The sequence below is a fragment of the Pseudomonas sp. Root562 genome, assembly GCF_001427125.1.
Lineage (GTDB): Bacteria > Pseudomonadota > Gammaproteobacteria > Pseudomonadales > Pseudomonadaceae > Aquipseudomonas.
Map to the genome: position 1 here is coordinate 273814 of NZ_LMGK01000012.1, position 18682 is coordinate 292495.

An 18682-nucleotide genomic window follows, 5' to 3' on the forward strand; every position below is an offset into this window, starting at 1 on the left:
AGTAAGACCTTCCGACACCAGTAAAACCGCGCGCTGGCGCCCCCATGGCCCGAGGTTGGCATGGCCCATGCTCTGTCGATCCGCAGACATTCCTTCTCGTCGATTCGGAGATCTGCCATGACCCAGCGTTACAGCGCACTCATCAAAGTCTTGTTCGCTAGCCTGATGCTGAGCCAGGCACCCGCCCACGCCGACGGTCTGGAGGATGTGGTCAAGCGCGGCGTCCTCAAGGTTGCCGTGCCCCAGGACTTCCCGCCCTTCGGCTCGGTCGGCCCGGACATGAAACCTCGCGGCCTGGATATCGATACTGCAAAACTGCTGGCCGACCAGCTCAAGGTCAAACTCGAACTGACTCCGGTCAACAGCACCAACCGCATCCCGTTCCTGACCACCGGCAAGGTCGACCTGGTGATTTCCAGCCTTGGCAAAAACCCCGAGCGGGAAAAAGTCATCGACTTCTCCCGCGCCTATGCACCGTTCTACCTCGCCGTGTTCGGCCCGCCAGAAGCCGACATCAAAGGCCTGGACGACCTCAAGGGCAAGACCGTCAGCGTCACCCGTGGCGCCATCGAAGACATCGAGCTGAGCAAGGTCGCGCCCGAAGGCGTGACCATCAAGCGCTTCGAAGACAACAACTCGACCATCGCCGCGTACCTGGCCGGGCAGGTCGACCTGATCGCCAGCGGCAACGTGGTCATGGTCGCCATCAGCGAAAAGAACCCGAAACGCGTGCCGGCGCTGAAAGTGAAGCTCAAGGATTCGCCGGTCTACGTCGGCGTGAACAAGAACGAGCCGGCGCTGCTGGACAAGGTCAATCAGATCCTCGTGACCGCCAAGAGCGACGGCGCATTGGAGAAAAACGCATTGACCTGGCTCAAAGAGCCGCTGCCGGCCGACCTCTGACACGGCGCGCAGGAGACACGCTATGGCTTATCAGTTCGATTTCTTGCCGGTGGTTCACAACACCGATCTGTTGCTGCGCGGTGCATTGTTCACTCTGGAGCTGACGGCCATCGGTGCGGTGCTCGGCGTGGGGCTGGGCATTGTCGGCGCCCTGGTGCGGGCCTGGAACATTCGCCCGTTCGCCGGGATCTTCGCGGTCTACGTCGAGTTGATCCGCAACACGCCGTTCCTGGTGCAGCTGTTTTTCATCTTTTTCGGCTTGCCGTCGTTGGGCGTGCAGATTTCCGAATGGCAGGCGGCGGTATTGGCGATGGTGATCAACCTCGGTGCCTATTCCACCGAAATTGTCCGCGCGGGCATTCAGGCGATCCCGCGAGGTCAACTGGAAGCCGCGGCGGCATTGGCGATGACGCGTTTTGAGGCGTTCCGTCACGTGGTGCTGTTGCCGGCCCTGGGCAAGGTCTGGCCGGCCTTGAGCAGCCAGATCATCATCGTGATGCTCGGCTCGGCCGTCTGCTCGCAGATTGCCACCGAAGAGCTGAGCTTCGCCGCCAACTTCATCCAGTCGCGCAACTTCCGCGCCTTCGAAACCTACGCCCTGACCACGCTGCTGTATTTGTGCATGGCCCTGTTGATTCGCCAGCTCTTGAACTGGATCGGAACACGCTACATCTCCAGGAGCAGCCGATGAGCGATTTCACTTTCTGGGACATCCTGCGCAACCTGCTCACGGGCCTGCAATGGACGCTGGCGTTGTCGCTGGTGGCGTTCATCGGCGGTGGCGTGATCGGCCTGCTGATCATGGTCATGCGCATTTCGAAAAAAGCCCTGCCGCGCAGTTTCGCCCGCACTTACATCGAACTGTTCCAGGGCACGCCGCTTTTGATGCAACTGTTTCTGGTGTTTTTCGGTGTGGCGCTGGCCGGGGTTGAGATTTCGCCGTGGATGGCGGCGGCGATTGCGCTGACGCTGTTCACCAGCGCTTACCTGGCAGAGATCTGGCGCGGTTGCGTCGACTCGATTCCCAATGGCCAGTGGGAAGCCTCGTCGAGCCTGGCGCTGAATCCGTTGGAGCAATTGCGCTACGTGATCCTGCCGCAGGCGCTGCGCATCGCCGTGGCGCCAACCGTGGGCTTTTCGGTGCAAGTGGTCAAAGGCACCGCTGTCACCTCGATCATTGGCTTCACCGAATTGACCAAGACCGGCGGCATGCTCGCCAACGCCACTTTTGAACCGTTCATGGTCTACGGTCTCGTCGCCCTAGGCTATTTCCTGCTCTGTTATCCCTTGTCCCTCAGTGCGCGCTACCTGGAAAGGAGACTGCATGCCTCTGCTTAGAATTTCCGCCCTGCATAAATATTACGGCGATCACCATGTGCTCAAAGGCATCGACCTGAGCGTGGAGGAAGGCCAGGTGGTGGCGATCATTGGACGCAGCGGCTCGGGTAAGTCGACCTTGCTGCGTACCCTCAATGGCCTTGAGTCCATCAACGATGGCGTGATCGAAGTCGACGGTGAATACCTCGATGCTGCCCGTGCCGATCTGCGCAGCCTGCGGCAGAAAGTCGGCATGGTGTTCCAGCAGTTCAACCTGTTCCCGCACCTGACCGTCGGTGAAAACGTCATGCTTGCACCGCAGGTGGTGCAAAAAGTATCAAAAGCCAAAGCGGCCGAACTGGCGCGGCAGATGCTGGAAAAGGTTGGGCTGGGTGAGAAGTTCGATGCCTTTCCCGATCGGCTGTCCGGCGGACAACAACAGCGGGTGGCAATTGCCCGGGCGCTGGCGATGTCGCCGAAGGTTTTGCTGTGTGACGAAATCACTTCGGCGCTCGACCCGGAGCTGGTCAACGAAGTGCTGAGCGTTGTTCGGCAACTGGCCAAGGAAGGCATGACGCTGATCATGGTCACCCATGAGATGCGTTTTGCCCGGGAGGTGGGGGATAAGTTGGTGTTCATGCATCACGGCAAGGTGCATGAGGTGGGGGACCCGAAAGTCCTGTTCGCCACGCCGCAAACGGCGGAACTGGCGAACTTCATTGGGACAGTGGCAGCATCAAGCTAAATCCCTGTGGCGAGGGAGCTTGCTCCCGTTCGACGGCGCAGCCGTCGCAAAATCTGAGGACCGGTTTTTCCTGACTCACCGCGTTGGATGGTTTTAGGGCCGCTACGCAGCCCAGCGGGAGCAAGCTCCCTCGCCACAGAGACCCATGTAGTCCATGCGCTGGATCAAGGCTTTGAACCGAACGCGTTGGCGCCAGCCTTTGATCGTGGCACGATGTCGAGGTTATCGACCGAGACCCCCAGACCATGCCGCAATCCCAAGCCAAGAATCTGTCCCTGATCGCCGCAATCGACCTGGGCTCCAACAGCTTTCACATGGTCGTGGCCAAGGCCCAGAACGGCGAAATCCGTATTCTCGAGCGTCTCGGGGAGAAGGTTCAGCTGGCGGCCGGCATCGACGACGAGCGTAAACTCAGCGAAGAATCCATGCAGCGCGGGCTCGATTGCCTCAAGCGTTTTGCCCAACTGATCAACGGTATGCCCCTCGGCGCCGTGCGTATCGTTGGTACCAACGCCCTGCGTGAAGCTCGTAACCGCGCCGAATTCATCCACCGCGCCGAAGAAATCCTCGGCCACCCGGTGGAAGTCATCTCCGGCCGAGAAGAAGCGCGCCTGATCTACCTCGGCGTGTCCCACACCCTCGCCGACACCCCGGGCAAGCGCCTGGTGGCGGACATCGGCGGCGGCAGTACCGAATTCATCATCGGTCAGCGTTTCGAACCGCTGCTGCGCGAAAGCCTGCAAATGGGTTGCGTCAGCTACACCCAACGCTATTTCAAGGACGGCAAGATCACCCCGGCCCGCTATGCCCAGGCGTACACCGCGGCGCGGCTGGAGATCATGAGCATTGAACACGCCCTGCATCGCCTGACCTGGGATGAGGCCATCGGCTCCTCGGGCACCATCCGCGCCATCGGCCTGGCGCTGAAGGCCGGTGGTCACGGCACCGGCGAAGTGAACGCCGAAGGCCTGGCCTGGCTCAAGCGCAAGCTGATGAAGCTCGGCGATGTCGAGAAAATCGACTTCGAAGGCATCAAGCCCGATCGTCGGGCGATCTTCCCGGCGGGCCTGGCAATCCTCGAAGCCATCTTCGACTCCCTCGAACTGCAACGCATGGACCACTGCGAAGGTGCCCTGCGTGAAGGCGTGCTGTATGACCTGCTCGGCCGCCATCATCACGAAGACGTGCGCGAACGCACCCTGACCTCGCTGATGGAGCGTTATCACGTCGACCTGGAACAGGCGGCGCGGGTCGAACGCAAAGCCCTGCATGCCTTCGATCAGGTGGCAAGCGACTGGGACCTGGAAGATGGCGTCTGGCGCGAACTGCTCGGCTGGGCGGCGAAGGTCCATGAGGTGGGCCTGGACATCGCTCACTACCAGTACCACAAGCACGGCGCTTACCTGATCGAACACTCGGACCTGGCCGGGTTCTCCCGCGAAGACCAGTTAATGCTCGCGCTGCTGGTGCGTGGCCACCGTCGCAACATTCCCAAGGACAAATTCGCCGACTTCGGCGATGACGGCATCAAGCTGATACGCCTGTGCGTGTTGCTGCGCTTCGCGATCCTGTTCCACCACATCCGCGGTACTCAGCAAATGCCTCAGGTCGAGCTCAACGCCATGGGCAATCATCTTGAAGTGGTGTTCCCGGAAAACTGGCTGGATGAAAACCAGCTGACCCAGGCCGACTTCGCTATCGAAGCGGAATGGCTGACCCGAGTGGATATCGTTCTCAGCGTGCGCTGATACGCATTGCTCCTGTAGGAGCACGGCTTGCCGGCGATGGCAATTTTAGAGACGCCATCGCATGTGGCGGGAAACAAAAATGGCGATCCGCAGGGATCGCCATTTTTACTGCCCGACGTTTTAACGCACAGTCAGAATAGGGCTGCCCAATCGCTCCAGCAACGTCGCCTGGGCGCTGCGCGGGTTCTGGTTGCCGGTCGGCGTGTTGCGGATGTAACGACCGTCCGACTGCAGGCTCCAGCTGTGGGTGTTATCGGTCAGGTACAGCTCCAGCTCCTTCTTCACCCGCATGATCAGCTTCTTGCCCTCGACCGGGAAGCAAGTCTCGACGCGCTTGTCGAGGTTGCGCTCCATCCAGTCGGCACTGGACAGGAACATCTGCTCATCGCCGCCGTTGAGGAAATAAAACACCCGGGTGTGTTCCAGGAAACGCCCGATGATCGAACGCACGTGAATGTTGTGCGAAACCCCGGCAATGCCCGGCCGCAGGCAGCACATGCCACGCACCACGAGGTCGATGCGCACGCCCGACTGGCTGGCCTTGTACAACGCACGGATGATCTTCGGATCGGTCAGTGAGTTGAACTTGGCAATGATGTGCGCCGGTTTGCCATCGAGGGCGAACTGGGTCTCGCGGGCAATCATGTCGAGCATGCCCTTCTTCAGGGTGAACGGCGCATGCAGCAACTTCTTCATGCGCAGGGTCTTGCCCATGCCGATCAACTGGCTGAACAGTTTGCCGACGTCTTCGCACAAGGCGTCGTCGGAGGTCAGCAGGCTGTAGTCGGTGTAGAGGCGAGCGTTGCCGGCGTGATAGTTACCGGTACCGAGGTGCGCATAACGCACGATTTCACCGGCCTCGCGGCGCAGGATCAACATCATCTTGGCGTGAGTCTTGAAGCCGACCACGCCGTAGATCACCACCGCACCGGCCGCTTGCAGACGGCTGGCCAGTTGCAGGTTGGACTCTTCGTCGAACCGCGCGCGCAACTCGATCACCGCGGTAACTTCCTTGCCGTTACGCGCCGCATCCACCAGCGCATCGACGATTTCCGAGTTGGCGCCGGAGCGGTACAGGGTCTGGCGCACCGCCAGCACGTGCGGGTCCTTGGCAGCCTGGCGCAGCAAGTCGACCACCGGGGTGAACGACTCGAACGGGTGCAGCAGCAGGATGTCCTGCTTGCTGATCACACTGAAAATGTTCTCGCTGTTTTGCAGCAGCTTCGGGATCTGCGGGGTGAACGGCAGATATTGCAGCTCGCGCTGGCTGTCCAGACCGGTGATGCTGAACAGACGCGTCAGGTTCACCGGACCGTTGACCTGGTACAACTCGGTCTCGCTCAGGTTGAATTGCTTGAGCAAGTAGTCGGACAAGTGTTTCGGGCAGGTATCGGCGACTTCGAGACGCACCGCATCACCATAGCGACGCGAGAACAGCTCACCACGCAAGGCGCGGGCAAGGTCTTCGACGTCTTCGGAATCCAGCGCCAGGTCGGCATTTCGGGTCAGGCGGAACTGGTAGCAGCCCTTGACCTTCATGCCCTGGAACAGGTCATCGGCGTGGGCGTGGATCATCGACGACAGGAACACATAATTGTCGCCGGCGCCGCCGACTTCCTCCGGCACCTTGATGATGCGCGGCAGCAAGCGCGGGGCCGGGATGATCGCCAGGCCGGAGTCGCGACCGAAGGCGTCGATGCCTTCGAGCTCGACGATGAAGTTCAGGCTCTTGTTCACCAGCAACGGGAACGGGTGCGTCGGGTCGAGACCGATCGGGGTGATGATCGGCGCGATCTCGTCGCGGAAATAACGGCGCACCCAGGTTTTCAGCTTGGTCGTCCAGTGACGACGACGGATAAAGCGGACCTGATGTTTTTCCAGCTCCGGCAATAGAATGTCGTTGAGAATCGCGTACTGGCGGTCAACGTGGCCGTGCACCAGTTCGCTGATGCGCGCCAGGGCCTGATGCGGCTGCAAGCCATCGGCCCCCGCCTGCTCACGGGCGAAAGTGATTTGCTTCTTCAGGCCGGCGACGCGAATTTCGAAGAACTCGTCCAGGTTGCTGGAAAAGATCAGCAGAAACTTCAGCCGCTCCAGCAACGGATAGGTCTCATCCAGCGCCTGTTCCAGTACGCGGATGTTGAACTGCAGTTGCGACAACTCGCGATGGATGTACAGGCTGCTGTCATCCAGGCCGGGAATGGCAATCGCCGGCGCCGCCGGGGCGGGCTCGGTTACCGCCGCGGGTGGAGCAGGCTCCAGCTCCGGCGGGGTCTCGGCGATTTGCTCGACCACAGGTTGAGCGTCTTGTACGGCAACTTCCGTGAGTCCTTCGGTATTCATCACATGTTCCTGGGAGGGCTATTTTTGCTCTCGTAACAATTGAGCGGCACGAACGGCAAAGTACGTCAGGATGCCATCAGCGCCTGCACGTTTAAAGGCGGTCAGGGATTCGAGGATAACCCCTTCGCTCAACCAGCCGTTCTGGATCGCGGCCATGTGCATGGCGTACTCGCCGCTGACTTGATAAACAAAGGTCGGCACTTTGAACTCTTCTTTGACCCGGCACAGGATGTCCAGGTACGGCATGCCTGGCTTGACCATGACCATGTCTGCGCCTTCTGACAAGTCAGCCGCCACTTCGTGCAGGGCTTCGTTGCTGTTGGCCGGGTCCATCTGATAGGAGGCCTTGTTGGCCTTGCCCAGGTTCAGTGCCGATCCGACCGCATCGCGGAACGGGCCGTAGTAGGCGCTGGCGTACTTCGCCGAGTAGGCCATGATCCGCACGTTGACGTGACCGGCCACTTCGAGCGCTTCGCGGATCGCCTGGATGCGCCCGTCCATCATGTCCGACGGGGCGACCACCTGCGCACCGGCTTCGGCATGGGACAAGGCTTGCCTGACCAGTGCATCGACGGTGATGTCGTTCTGCACGTAGCCTTCTTCGTCGAGGATACCGTCCTGGCCATGAGTGGTGAACGGGTCCAGAGCGACGTCGGTGATCACACCCAGCTCAGGGAATTGCGCACGCAGGGCGCGGGTAGCGCGCTGGGCGATGCCTTCAGGGTTCCAGGCTTCGGCGGCGTCCAGCGACTTCAGCCCTGGCGGGGTCACCGGGAACAGTGCCAGCGCCGGAATTCCCAGCTCGACCCACTTGGCCGCTTCTTCGAGCAACAGATCAATGGTCAGGCGTTCGACGCCCGGCATCGACGCCACCGCTTCACGACGGTTTTCACCGTCCAGCACAAATACCGGCAGAATCAGGTCATCGACGCTCAGCACATTTTCACGGACCAGTCGGCGCGAGAAATCATCGCGACGGTTGCGGCGCAGGCGGGTTGCAGGGAACAAACGGTTGGCGGGGGTAAAGCTCACGGCAGACTCCTGAGCCCGCAGGCGTGCGAGCGTGACAGTTATAAGCGGCCATTATGACGAACGTGTGACAGTTGTGCGCACACCGCGACATGTAGCCGCATTCCATTGTCCTTGTAGGAAATGTTCACGTCGAGACACATTTGGACACTTTCCTGAATGTGTGCGAAGGGTTAGGCTGCGCGTTCATTTCGCCAGCACCCAGACAATGCTCCAACAATTTCTGCATGACTTCGGCTACTTTGCCTTGTTCCTCGGCACGTTTTTCGAAGGCGAAACCATTCTGGTGCTCGCAGGCTTCCTCGCGTTCCGTGGATACATGGACATCAACCTGGTGGTGGTCGTGGCGTTCTTCGGCAGTTATGCCGGCGATCAGCTGTGGTATTTCATGGGGCGCAAGCATGGGCGCAAGTTGCTGGCGCGCAAACCACGCTGGCAAATGATGGGTGATCGGGCGCTGGAACACATCCGCAAGCACCCGGACATCTGGGTCCTGAGCTTCCGTTTCGTCTATGGACTGCGCACAGTGATGCCGGTGGCGATCGGCCTGTCGGGCTATCCACCGGGACGCTACCTGTTGCTCAACGGAATTGGCGCGGCGATCTGGGCCACTGCATTGGCGGCGGCCGCCTATCACTTCGGTGCGGTGCTGGAAGGCATGCTCGGCAGCATCAAGAAATACGAACTGTGGGTCCTCGGCGCCCTGCTCATCCTTGGCCTGGGCTTGTGGTTGCGCCGGCGCTTCAAGAACGCCCGCCTGGCCAGACAGGTCTACGCCGACGAGCAGGCCCTGAAAGCCGAACAGGCGAAAACCGGCGAAACTAAGCCAATCGAGTGAAGCGGTTTCGACAGCAGTAAAGACCGATTCCGCTCAGCAGGCTGTAACTGAGCAGGCCGATCCAGCCCACCGCGCTGGCCGGCCACAGCCCCACCAACGGCGCCAGCCACACCAGCGGCACGTTGGACGCCAGCCGCAACAGTTCCACCTTCAACGCCCAAGGGCGATTCTCCAGGGCCACGCCCAGCACGAACAGTCCCAGCGCCACGGCGCCCCAGCCAAGCACCAATGCGGCCGTTGGCAGGCTCGGCTCAAGGTTCATCAAATAGCTGCCCAGCGCGATGTAGACGCAGAATTGCAACAGCACATACAGCTGCTGACGCCCGTCCAGCGGCACTTCGAACTTACGGAACTGGCTCAGATCCGGCTTGTTTAACGGGTATTTGGCGGCCACGTCCGCCGGCCGCCAACCGGTGCGCATGAACCAGATCCGCAGCTTGTCCCAGGTGCTTTCGGCACGCCGCGCGTCGGCCCACAACTGCGCGTAGAACTGCACGTTCGCCCACAACGGATTCCAGCTCGCCAGCGGCGTGGTCACGCCGAAAATCACCGGCTCGTTGTCGTCCTCTTCCTGGAACGAGCCGAATAGACGGTCCCAAATAATGAACACCCCGCCGTAGTTGCGATCCATGTAGAGAGCGTTCTGTGCATGGTGAGCCCGATGATTGGATGGCGTGACGAAGAACCACTCGAACCAGCCGAGTTTGGGAATATGCCGGGTGTGCACCCAAAACTGGTACAGCAGGTTCAGCGCCGCGACGCTGACAAACACCAGCAACGGCACGCCCGCGACGGCCATGGGCAGGTAGAAGATCCAACTCAGCAGAAACCCGGTACTGGTCTGGCGCAGGGCGGTGGAAAGGTTGTAGTCCTCGCTCTGGTGATGCACCGAATGCGCAGCCCAGAGAATATTGCGTTCATGGCCCATGCGGTGAAGCCAGTAATAGCAGAAGTCATAGAACACGAAAGCGAACACCCAGACCCAGACACTGTCGGCCGAGAGTTCGAACAGTGCCAGGTGCTTGAGGGCAAATGCGTAAGTCAGCAGCCCCACGCCTTTGGTCAGCAGACCCGTGGTGGTGGACAGCACGCCGGTGCTGATGCTGTTGATGGCGTCTGCCAGCCGATAGTTGCTCACCCCGCGCCAGCGGTCGGCCGCCAGTTCGATGGCAATCAATACAAAGAAAAACGGCACTGCATACAGAATGAAGTCCATGACGCGCCCTGGTCGGAATCCTGAGGACAGATGCTAGGTGTACCCGCGAATTAACCCTATGGCAACGAGTGACAAATTAGTGGACATTTAACGCCATGAATCTGGAGAAAAAGCCCATGAGCAAAAAAGTTGCAGTGATCCTTTCCGGTTGTGGTGTGTACGACGGCGCCGAGATCTACGAGAGTGTGATTACCTTGCTGCGCCTGGACCAGCGCGGCGCGCAGGTGCAGTGTTTCGCGCCAAACATTGCGCAACTGCATGTGATCAACCACCTGACCGGCGAAGAAATGCCCGAATCGCGCAATGTGCTGGTGGAGTCGGCGCGCATCGCCCGCGGCGAAATCAAGGACATCCGCGAAGCCGACGCCGAAGACTTCGATGCGCTGATCATTCCCGGTGGCTTCGGCTCGGCCAAGAACCTCTCCAACTTCGCCATCGAGGGCACCGGCTGCACCGTGCAGCCCGACGTGCTGGCGTTGACCGAAGCCTTTGCCGAAGCCGGCAAACCAGTGGGGCTGATCTGCATCTCGCCAGCCCTGGCGGCAAAGATTTATGGCCCCGGCGTGACCTGCACCATCGGCAACGATGCCGACACGGCGACGGCGCTGAACAAGATGGGCGCCACCCACCAGGAATGCGCCGTCAGTGACATCGTTGAAGACAAGGCGCGCAAACTGGTGAGCACCCCAGCCTACATGCTGGCGCAATCGATCAGTGAAGCGGCTTCAGGGATCAACAAACTGGTCGACCGCGTCCTCGAACTGACCCACGAAAACGACGCTTGACCCGTCGCTGCGATTGACTCCTGTGGCGAGGGAGCTTGCTCCCGCTCGACTGCGCAGCAGTCGCAAAACCGATTGCTGCGATTTTTCTGAAAACTGTCGCGGCAGGTTTGGGGGTTGCTTCGCAACCCAGCGGGAGCAAGCTCCCTCGCCACAACGACTGCATTCGCTCAAGACTGGCGCGATAGCCGCGTCAAGATCCGGTCCAGCGCATTGGCAAACGCCTGTTTCTCGCGCTCGCCAAACGGCGCCGGCCCGCCGCTCATCTGCCCTTGCTCGCGCAAGTCGGTGAACAGGTTGCGCACCGCCAGCCGGTCGCCCATGTTCTGCGAGTCGAATTCCTTGCCTCGCGGGTCCAGTGCCGCAACGCCCTTTTTCACCAACCGGTCGGCCAGCGGCACATCGCTGCAAATCACCAGTTCACCGGGGACTGCATGTTCCACCAGATAGTCGTCAGCGGCATCCGGGCCGCTCGGCACCACAATCAACTTCACCAGCGCCAGGCCTGGCTTGATCTGCGGCTGTCCAGCCACCAGCACCACTTCGAAACGGCGCTTGAGGGCAAACTTCACCACCAGATCCTTGGCCGCCCGCGGGCAGGCGTCGGCATCGATCCAGACACGCATTGTGTTTTCCTCGTTAAAAGCATCGCGGGCAAGCCATGCTCTACAGGATAGCGCCGTCTGTAGGAGCAAGGCTTGCCCGCGATCATGAGCGCAGCGAATGCTGTTTAAGAAACCGCCAACCGACGCTTCTCGACTACCCAGCTACGCCCATACAACACGACGATCGCAATGATCGCCACAGCCTGCGCACTCAACGAATACGCATCGGCATGAATACCCAGCCAGTCGAACTCAAAGAACGGCACCGGTCGCGTGCCGAAGATCCCGGCCTCCTGCAACGCCTTCACGCCATGCCCGGCAAACACCACCGACAACGCACACAACAAAGCGGCATTGATGCTGAAAAACAGCGCCAACGGCAGTTTTGCCGAGCCGCGCAATATCACCCACGCCAGGCCCACCAGCAGCAGCAGCGCCGTGGCACCACCCGCCAGCACCGCATCATGGCCAGCAGGACCTGCCTGCAACCACAGGGTTTCGTAGAACAGAATCACCTCGAACAGCTCGCGATACACCGAGAAGAACGCCAGGATCGCAAAGCCGAAACGCCCGCCACCGCCCACCAGGCTGCTCTTGATGTAATCCTGCCAGGCCGCGGCGTGACGACGATCATGCATCCACACCCCGAGCCACAGCACCATGACGCTGGCAAACAGCGCCGTCGCGCCTTCGAGCAATTCACGCTGGGAACCGCTGACATCAATCACATACGCCGCCAGCGCCCAGGTGGCCAGCCCCGCGACCAGCGCCAGCCCCCAACCGACGTTGACGCTACGCACGGCCGATTGCTGGCCGGTGTTACGCAAGAAGGCGAGAATCGCCGCCAGCACCAGGATCGCTTCCAAACCTTCGCGCAATAGAATCAGCAGGCCGGAAATGTAGCTCAGGGACCAGCTCAAGCCATCGCTGCCCAACAAACCGGCGGAGATTTTCAGTTTGGCCTTGGCCGCCTCCAGACGCTGCTCGACCTGCTCTACCGGCAAGCCATCCTGCAACGACTGACGGTAAGCCATCAGCGATTTTTCCGTGTCTTTGCGCACGTTGGCATCGACGTTGTCGAGGGAGCTTTCGACCAGTTCGAAGCCTTCCAGGTAGGCCGCCACCGACAAGTCATAGGCCTGATCGTGTTCGCCGGCACGATAGGCTGCAACGCTCTTGTCCAGGGTCGCGGCGGTGTAATCGAGCAATTGCGCCGGGCCACGCTTGACCTGTGGCGGTTGTGCCCGTTGGGCACGGAATATCGCCGCCGCTTGCGCACCGTCCACGGCCTGCACTTCGGCCGGAGTCTGGCGAGCCAGATCGGCAATGTTGTAGGACTTGTCACTGCTGACGGTCGCCGGATCGGCGCTGAAGCTGGCGATGTACGTGGCCAGGTCCCAACGCTGACGATCATCGAGTTGATCGCCGAAGGCGGGCATATCGGTGCCTTCCACCCCCAGATTCAAGGTGTTGTAGATCGCGTAAAGACTCAGGTGATCCAGGCGCGCGTTATCACGCAGATTGGCGGGTGGCGGGGTCAGACCGACGCCCGCAGGACCGTCACCCGCGCCGGTATCGCCATGGCACACCGAGCAATGCTGGGCGTACAGCGGCGCCCCTCGGGTCGGATCCGGAGTGATGATCGGTGCCTGGCTGACCTCATAGGCCACTGCCAGTTTTGCCCCCAGTTGCCGCGCCAGACGCGCAACCTCGGCCCCCTCCTGACGCGCAGCAATGGCGCTGTGCAGCTTGCCGATGCCCTGCACCAGCTCAGCCTTTTCCGGTTTCGCTGGCATGGCCGCCACCAATCCTTGCAAGACCTGGACGAATTCCAGCTGCTCGCGGTACTCGGATTCGCTGACGACGTTGCCTGCTTGTACCGCACCCGGGTAGTCCGCACCGATATAGTCGAGTAAATGCAGTGCTTGCGGTGCGCCTTCCACCGTGTCCGCCAGCAGATTGAAACTGCACAGGGCAAACACAGGCGCTATCAGCCAGGCCAGGAAACGGGACGGGGCACTCATGAATGATTCTCAGCTGGAAATACGAAGTAACATATTGTTCCCTCCCAATCACTTTCACTCAAGCTTTGTTGTGCTGTTTTGACAAACATCCTGCACGAGCCAGCCCCTGACAAGCGTGTCGCGGGTACCGAATCCCTGAAACGAAAAAGGCGACCCGCAAAGGTCGCCTTTTTTGTACTGACGGGTGTCTACACCGCTGTTTTACGCAAGGTGGCCATGAACGCCGCCGCGCCAATGAACAGTCCGGCAAAGGTGCGGTTCATGCGCTTCTGCTGTTTTGGTGTACGCAACAGACGCAGCACTTTGGAGGCCAGCCCGGTGTACCCGGCCATGACGATCAGGTCGACGCAAATCATGGTGACGCCAATGATCACGTACTGGATCAGTAGCGGCGCGTGCGGGTCGATGAACTGCGGCAACACCGCGAGCATGAACACCAGCGCCTTGGGGTTGCTGATGTTTACCAGAAACCCGCGGAACACCAGCGCCATCGGTTTGCCGATCTGCCGCACTGCCGCGTCATCGCTCATGTCGCTGGGCAACGCGCGCCATTGCTTGATGGCGAGATACACCAGGTACGCCACGCCAAACCATTTGATTGCGTAGAAGGCTGTGGCGGAGGCGGTGAGAATCGCGCCGACACCGGCGCCAACAATCGCGATCTGCACCGCAAGGCCCAGTTGCAGGCCCAAGGCGTTCCAATAGCCGCGCCAGAAACCGTATTGCAGGCCGCTGGACATCGACGCAATGGCGCCGGCGCCCGGTGACAGGCTGATCACCCAGCAGGCGGCAAAAAACGCCAGCCATGTTTGAAGCTCCATTGCACACCTCGACTCGAACTCGTGACAGACGTCTAAGCTAATGCGGCTTTGGGCTGGTGACTACCGATTTTTTGCATGTGAAAAGGCTGCGATCCCAAGCCGGCTTACTTTTCGAACCCGCTCGAAGGGAACATGTCGGTCCCCCGCCAACGCCGAACCGAACGCTGGAAGAACAAACTGTTGGGCACTTGCACCATCGCGCTGCCGGTGCCGAGCTCTTCGGCTTCGATCAATGTGGTGTAGAGCAGATTGATCGCCACGACACGGCCCTTGACCCCGGGTTTGTCGGTGGTGTCCACCAGTTCGACCACATCGCCCAGGCGAAACGGGCCAACGGTGAAAATCAGGATCGCGCACAGCAGATTCGACAACACACTCCACATGGCGAAAAACGCCACCGCCGCCACCGCGACAAAACCGGACAACGCCGTCCACAGCACCGTGGCCGACACTCCCAAGCGTTCCAGTACGAAAATCAGGGCACTGCCCATGATCAGCCAACGCAGGCCACCGCGTAGCGGCATCAGCAACTGTGGCGGGAACGGGTAGCGCTCGCCGAGGCGGGTCAGGCACTTGGCGACAAAACGCTGGGCCAGGTAACCGGCCAGCAGGATCAGCAGGATTTGCACGCCGAGCCATATCGGTTCGGCCCACATGGCCGGCAACGGAAGTCTGAAGGCCTCCATCAGGACAGCGCCTCCAGCTCCGCCTGCATGCTTTCCAGCAGTTCCAAAGCTTCCATCCAGGCCTCTTCCAGCTCCGCTTCGCGTACTTTGAGCTTGGCTTGTTCGGCCAGCAGATCACGCAAGTCGTTCTTGCGCGCCGACTCGTAGATGTCACTGTCACCGAGGCTGGCATCGATCTTCGCCAGTTTCTCGTGCAGCTTGCCCAGCTCGGCTTCGAGCTTTTCCGCTTCACGCTTGTGCGGCGCCAGTTGCTGACGCAACGCGGCTGCAGCCTGACGCTGGGCCTTCTTGTCGGTTTTGTCCGGATTGACCGGCGTATTGCTTACCGGCGCATTGCGCTGGCGGTAATCCACCAGCCAGCGGGTGTAGTCTTCCAGATCGCCGTCGAACTCTTCGACCTTGCCGTCCGCCACCAGATAAAAATTGTCGGTGGTGCTTTTGAGCAGGTGACGGTCGTGGGAAACCACCAATACCGCGCCACTGAATTCCTGCAAGGCCATGGTCAGCGCCAGGCGCATTTCCAGGTCCAGGTGGTTGGTCGGCTCATCGAGCAGCAGCAGGTTCGGCCGATCCCAGGCGATCAACGCCAGCGCCAGGCGCGCCTTCTCGCCACCGGAGAAATTCAGCACCGGCTCGTCGATTCGCGCGCCTCGGAAGTCGAAACCACCGAGGAAGTCGCGCAGGGTTTGTTCGCGTTCGGTGGGTGCCAGGCGCTGCAAATGCAGCAACGGACTGGCTTTGGAATCCAGCGAGTCCAACTGATGCTGGGCGAAGTAACCGACCACGGTGTTCTCACCACGGGTCAACCGACCCGCCAGCGGCGACAGCTCGCCTGCAAGGTTCTTGATCAGGGTCGATTTGCCGGCACCGTTCGGCCCGAGCAAACCGATCCGTGCACCGGGGGTCAGTTGCAGCTTGACCTTCTCCAGCACCGCTTTGTCGCCGTAACCCAGGCGAGCATCAGACAGGTCGATCAGTGGGCTGGAAATTTTCTGCGATTCGCGGAACACAAAATCGAACGGCGAATCGACGTGAGCCGCGGTCAGCTCTTCCATCCGCTCCAGCGCCTTGATCCGGCTCTGGGCCTGACGGGCCTTGGTAGCCTGGGCCTTGAAGCGGGCGATGTAGCTTTCCATGTGCGCACGTTGCGCCTGCTGCTTCTCATAGGCCTGCTGTTGCTGGGCCAGGCGTTCGGCGCGGGCGCGTTCGAAGGCACTGTAGCCACCGCGATACAGCGTGATCTTGCGCTGATCGACGTGGGCCACGTGATCGACCACGGCATCGAGGAAATCCCGGTCGTGGGAAATCAGCATCAAGGTGCCGGGGTAACTTTTGAGCCACTCTTCGAGCCAGATAATGGCATCGAGGTCCAAGTGGTTGGTCGGTTCGTCGAGCAGCAGCAGGTCCGATGGACACATCAAGGCCTGCGCCAGGTTCAGACGCATCCGCCAGCCACCGGAGAAATCCCCGACCTGACGATCCATCTGCTCGTTAGTGAAGCCCAGACCGGCCAGCAACTTGCGCGCCCGGGCATCGGCGGTGTAACCGTCGGCACTGTCGAGCTCGGAGTGCAGGCGGGCCTGTGCGGCACCGTCATGGGCCGCTTCGGCTGCCGCCAGGTCTCGCTGTACCTGGCGCAGGCGCAAGTCGCCATCGAGCACGTAGTCGACCGCCAGGCGATCGAGCGTGTCGACCTCTTGGCGCATGTGGGCGATACGCCAGTCGCCCGGCAGCAAGCAATCACCCGAATCCGGGTGCAGTTCACCCCGAAGCAAGGCGAACAGGCTCGATTTGCCGGCGCCGTTGGCACCGATGAGGCCGGCTTTCTGGCCGGCGTGCAGGGTCAGCTCGGCGTCTTCTAGCAGACGTTGCGGGCCACGCTGTAAAGTCAGGTTCTGAAGTCGAATCATAATGGCGGCGGAGTCTACCAGCTTCGCTCGCAACTGGCGCGAGTAGCACTATGTCCTCTGACCTGTGGAGCTTTTCCCTCACTACCTACGCCCGCCCGGGTGTCGAGCAGGCGTGCCTGCAATTGCAGGCGGCGGGAGTCAATGTCTGCCTGCTGCTGTGCGCGGCTTGGCTGGAGGAGCGAAGAATCAGCTGTAACGAACAGCGCTTGCAGCAACTTCGAGAGATAGCCCGAACCTGGGATGCGGATGTCGTGCGACCGTTACGGGCGCTGCGCATGCAATGGAAAGACGCGGCAGCAAGAGACGCCGGGTTGCATACGTTGCGCGAGCAAGTGAAGACGTTGGAGCTGGAAGCCGAACGGCATTTGCTACAGCGACTGGAGCAAACGACCCAAAACTGGCCGCAGGAAGAGACGGCCGATCTATCGGCCTGGCTGGAAGGCGTGACGGCAGACGCCGCCCACCTCGACCGCAACGCGCTGCATCAGCTGCGCGTCGCGGTAACCGGCACTTAGGAAGCGCTGGTAGGCGTGGAGGTTGCTGCGCTCGGAACAGCGGCCGGCGTTGGTGCTGGCGCAGTTGTCGAGGTGCTGGCCGTCGAAGCAGGTGCTGCAGCGGGAGCCGGAGTGGCTGGCTTGGCAACAGGTGCGGTCGCGGGCTTGGCGGCAACCGGTTTTTTCACTGCGGGTTTGGCGGCTGGTTTAGCAGCAGGTTTGGCCGCTGGTTTTGCTGCAACTGGTTTGGCAGCGGGTTTGGCGGCGGCCGGTTTGGCGGCGCTGGCAGTTGCCGGTTTGGCGGCAGTGGCAGGTTTTGCCGCAGCCGTTTTAGCGGCCGGTTTGGCAGCGGGTTTAGCCGGTGCTTTCGCCGCAGGTTTTGCTGCAGGTTTTGCTGCTGGTTTAGCCGCAGGCTTGGCCGCGGTTTTGGCCGCAACCGGTTTGGCTGCCGGCTTGGCAGCAGGCTTCGCCGCGGCGGTTCTGGCAGCAGGTTTTGCAGCGGATTTAGCGGCTGGTTTTGCGGCTGGTTTAGCGGCAGTTTTTACCGCCGGTTTTGCGGCTGGTTTTGCTGCAGCGGTTTTTGCCGCGGCAGGTTTTGCAGCCGCTGTTTTTGCAGCAGCCGGCTTGGCAGCAACAGGTTTGGCAGCAGCAGTTCTCGCAGCAGGTTTTGCAGCTGGTTTGGCAGCCGCCGTTTTAGCGACAGGTTTGGCGGCAGGTTTGGCCGGTGCTTTTGCGGCAGCCGGTTTGGCAGCGGCTTTCTTCGCAGGGGCCGCGGCTGACTTGGCCGAACGCAGGGTCAACGCCTTGCCGACAGCCTCTTGTACACGACCAATGCCCTGAGCCAGTTTCAGGCTCTCTTGAGCGTCGCGCTTGAGTTGCAGAATGTAGCCACGAGTGTCCGACTGGCGCTCTTTGAGAGCATCAAGCAGGTCTTCGAGTTCCTTCACTCCTTCCTTGGCTTTGGCTTGCGCCTTGGCCTTGCCGGCTGCCGCGGCGTCCTGCAATTTGGTGCGGGATTTATGCAATTTTTCCTGCGCTTTTCCGCGCTGCTTTTCCAGCTTGGCGAGCAGTTTTTCAGCATCAGCCAAGGCTTCGGAACAAGCGTTTTCCAGATGCTCGAGCAAGCTGCCCGAGAGTTGTTGGAGCAGGTGCAACGGAGTGTTTACTGGCTTCTTGGTGGCCGACATGGTTTACCTCCTGGCTGAAGTGAGTTGCGGCTCA

The 18682-nt window shown here is 60.8% G+C and carries 17 protein-coding genes; 8 read left to right on the forward strand and 9 right to left on the reverse strand.

From position 1 onward, the window contains the following. Positions 1-117 precede the first annotated feature (117 nt). The 5 genes from ASD60_RS11350 (at position 118) to ppx (ending at position 4713) form a co-directional block, all read left to right on the forward strand. On the forward strand, positions 118-903 hold the full coding sequence (locus ASD60_RS11350; RefSeq protein ID WP_056854092.1) for a transporter substrate-binding domain-containing protein: 786 nt from the start codon (positions 118-120) through the stop codon (positions 901-903). A 22-nt stretch (positions 904-925) separates the two neighbouring features. Continuing rightward, positions 926-1594, forward strand: coding sequence for an amino acid ABC transporter permease (locus tag ASD60_RS11355; protein ID WP_056854093.1), 669 nt, complete (start codon positions 926-928; stop codon positions 1592-1594). After that, positions 1591-2241 carry an amino acid ABC transporter permease gene (locus tag ASD60_RS11360; RefSeq protein ID WP_056854094.1) on the forward strand — a complete coding sequence of 217 codons (651 nt, stop codon included), beginning with the start codon at positions 1591-1593 and terminating at the stop codon, positions 2239-2241. Before ASD60_RS11355 ends, ASD60_RS11360 begins: the two co-directional genes overlap by 4 nt. Next, positions 2228-2965 carry an amino acid ABC transporter ATP-binding protein gene (locus ASD60_RS11365; protein WP_056854095.1) on the forward strand — a complete coding sequence of 246 codons (738 nt, stop codon included), beginning with the start codon at positions 2228-2230 and terminating at the stop codon, positions 2963-2965. The genes ASD60_RS11360 and ASD60_RS11365 overlap by 14 nt, the downstream gene beginning before the upstream one ends. A gap of 245 nt (positions 2966-3210) precedes the next feature. Further along, complete coding sequence (ppx, locus tag ASD60_RS11370; RefSeq protein WP_056854096.1) at positions 3211-4713, forward strand: exopolyphosphatase; 1503 nt, start codon at positions 3211-3213, stop codon at positions 4711-4713. A 120-nt stretch (positions 4714-4833) separates the two neighbouring features. Here ppx and ppk1 read toward each other — a convergent pair whose 3' ends face one another. Together ppk1 and hemB are read right to left on the reverse strand one after the other, a co-directional pair. Then, the gene (ppk1, locus tag ASD60_RS11375; RefSeq protein WP_056854097.1) at positions 4834-7056 is read right to left on the reverse strand and encodes a polyphosphate kinase 1; all 2223 of its coding nucleotides are present in this window, start codon (positions 7054-7056) and stop codon (positions 4834-4836) included. Positions 7057-7074: 18 nt separating this feature from the next. After that, positions 7075-8088 carry a porphobilinogen synthase gene (gene hemB, locus ASD60_RS11380; RefSeq protein ID WP_056854098.1) on the reverse strand — a complete coding sequence of 338 codons (1014 nt, stop codon included), beginning with the start codon at positions 8086-8088 and terminating at the stop codon, positions 7075-7077. A gap of 205 nt (positions 8089-8293) precedes the next feature. Between hemB and ASD60_RS11385 the strand changes: the two genes are divergently transcribed. Next, entirely contained in the window at positions 8294-8923 is a 630-nt protein-coding gene (locus tag ASD60_RS11385) for a DedA family protein (RefSeq protein ID WP_056854099.1), read from the forward strand. On the opposite strand, the gene ASD60_RS11390 is transcribed toward ASD60_RS11385, so the two are convergent. After that, entirely contained in the window at positions 8907-10139 is a 1233-nt protein-coding gene (locus ASD60_RS11390) for a sterol desaturase family protein (RefSeq protein ID WP_056854100.1), read from the reverse strand. The two genes, ASD60_RS11385 and ASD60_RS11390, sit on opposite strands and share 17 nt — an antisense overlap. Positions 10140-10255: 116 nt before the next feature. Between ASD60_RS11390 and elbB the strand changes: the two genes are divergently transcribed. Beyond that, a complete protein-coding gene (gene elbB / locus ASD60_RS11395; RefSeq protein WP_056854101.1) occupies positions 10256-10924 on the forward strand; it encodes an isoprenoid biosynthesis glyoxalase ElbB in 669 nt (222 codons plus the stop codon). Positions 10925-11091: 167 nt separating this feature from the next. On the opposite strand, the gene ASD60_RS11400 is transcribed toward elbB, so the two are convergent. The 5 genes from ASD60_RS11400 to ASD60_RS11420 all read right to left on the reverse strand — a co-directional run bounded on the left by ASD60_RS11400 (position 11092) and on the right by ASD60_RS11420 (position 16967). After that, positions 11092-11547 carry a YaiI/YqxD family protein gene (locus tag ASD60_RS11400; protein ID WP_056854102.1) on the reverse strand — a complete coding sequence of 152 codons (456 nt, stop codon included), beginning with the start codon at positions 11545-11547 and terminating at the stop codon, positions 11092-11094. A gap of 104 nt (positions 11548-11651) precedes the next feature. After that, positions 11652-13550 carry a cytochrome c/FTR1 family iron permease gene (locus ASD60_RS11405; protein ID WP_056854103.1) on the reverse strand — a complete coding sequence of 633 codons (1899 nt, stop codon included), beginning with the start codon at positions 13548-13550 and terminating at the stop codon, positions 11652-11654. A 188-nt stretch (positions 13551-13738) separates the two neighbouring features. Next, positions 13739-14371, reverse strand: a complete 633-nt coding sequence (gene rhtB, locus ASD60_RS11410; RefSeq protein ID WP_056854104.1) for a homoserine/homoserine lactone efflux protein — start codon at positions 14369-14371, stop codon at positions 13739-13741. Positions 14372-14475: 104 nt separating this feature from the next. Then, positions 14476-15057 carry a mechanosensitive ion channel family protein gene (locus ASD60_RS11415; protein ID WP_056854105.1) on the reverse strand — a complete coding sequence of 194 codons (582 nt, stop codon included), beginning with the start codon at positions 15055-15057 and terminating at the stop codon, positions 14476-14478. Further along, complete coding sequence (locus tag ASD60_RS11420) at positions 15057-16967, reverse strand: ATP-binding cassette domain-containing protein (RefSeq protein WP_056854106.1); 1911 nt, start codon at positions 16965-16967, stop codon at positions 15057-15059. The genes ASD60_RS11415 and ASD60_RS11420 overlap by 1 nt, the downstream gene beginning before the upstream one ends. Positions 16968-17017: 50 nt before the next feature. Between ASD60_RS11420 and ASD60_RS11425 the strand changes: the two genes are divergently transcribed. Further along, a complete protein-coding gene (locus ASD60_RS11425) occupies positions 17018-17482 on the forward strand; it encodes a TIGR02444 family protein (RefSeq protein ID WP_056854107.1) in 465 nt (154 codons plus the stop codon). Here the strand turns inward: ASD60_RS11425 and ASD60_RS29235 are convergent. After that, on the reverse strand, positions 17479-18648 hold the full coding sequence (locus tag ASD60_RS29235) for an AlgP family protein (protein ID WP_056854108.1): 1170 nt from the start codon (positions 18646-18648) through the stop codon (positions 17479-17481). The genes ASD60_RS11425 and ASD60_RS29235 overlap by 4 nt on opposite strands. Positions 18649-18682: the final 34 nt, after the last annotated feature.

Excerpts from the sequence above, each read along its gene's own strand:
- ASD60_RS11350 (WP_056854092.1), top strand. The coding sequence starts at position 118 with ATGACCCAGCGTTACAGCGCACTCATCAAAGTCTTGTTCGCTAGCCTG.
- ASD60_RS11355 (WP_056854093.1), top strand. The coding sequence starts at position 926 with ATGGCTTATCAGTTCGATTTCTTGCCGGTGGTTCACAACACCGATCTG.
- ASD60_RS11360 (WP_056854094.1), top strand. The coding sequence starts at position 1,591 with ATGAGCGATTTCACTTTCTGGGACATCCTGCGCAACCTGCTCACGGGC.
- ASD60_RS11365 (WP_056854095.1), top strand. The coding sequence starts at position 2,228 with ATGCCTCTGCTTAGAATTTCCGCCCTGCATAAATATTACGGCGATCAC.
- ppx (WP_056854096.1), top strand. The coding sequence starts at position 3,211 with ATGCCGCAATCCCAAGCCAAGAATCTGTCCCTGATCGCCGCAATCGAC.
- ppk1 (WP_056854097.1), bottom strand. The coding sequence starts at position 7,056 with ATGAATACCGAAGGACTCACGGAAGTTGCCGTACAAGACGCTCAACCT.
- ASD60_RS11385 (WP_056854099.1), top strand. The coding sequence starts at position 8,294 with ATGCTCCAACAATTTCTGCATGACTTCGGCTACTTTGCCTTGTTCCTC.
- ASD60_RS11390 (WP_056854100.1), bottom strand. The coding sequence starts at position 10,139 with ATGGACTTCATTCTGTATGCAGTGCCGTTTTTCTTTGTATTGATTGCC.
- elbB (WP_056854101.1), top strand. The coding sequence starts at position 10,256 with ATGAGCAAAAAAGTTGCAGTGATCCTTTCCGGTTGTGGTGTGTACGAC.
- ASD60_RS11400 (WP_056854102.1), bottom strand. The coding sequence starts at position 11,547 with ATGCGTGTCTGGATCGATGCCGACGCCTGCCCGCGGGCGGCCAAGGAT.
- ASD60_RS11405 (WP_056854103.1), bottom strand. The coding sequence starts at position 13,550 with ATGAGTGCCCCGTCCCGTTTCCTGGCCTGGCTGATAGCGCCTGTGTTT.
- rhtB (WP_056854104.1), bottom strand. The coding sequence starts at position 14,371 with ATGGAGCTTCAAACATGGCTGGCGTTTTTTGCCGCCTGCTGGGTGATC.
- ASD60_RS11415 (WP_056854105.1), bottom strand. The coding sequence starts at position 15,057 with ATGGAGGCCTTCAGACTTCCGTTGCCGGCCATGTGGGCCGAACCGATA.
- ASD60_RS11420 (WP_056854106.1), bottom strand. The coding sequence starts at position 16,967 with ATGATTCGACTTCAGAACCTGACTTTACAGCGTGGCCCGCAACGTCTG.
- ASD60_RS11425 (WP_056854107.1), top strand. The coding sequence starts at position 17,018 with ATGTCCTCTGACCTGTGGAGCTTTTCCCTCACTACCTACGCCCGCCCG.
- ASD60_RS29235 (WP_056854108.1), bottom strand. The coding sequence starts at position 18,648 with ATGTCGGCCACCAAGAAGCCAGTAAACACTCCGTTGCACCTGCTCCAA.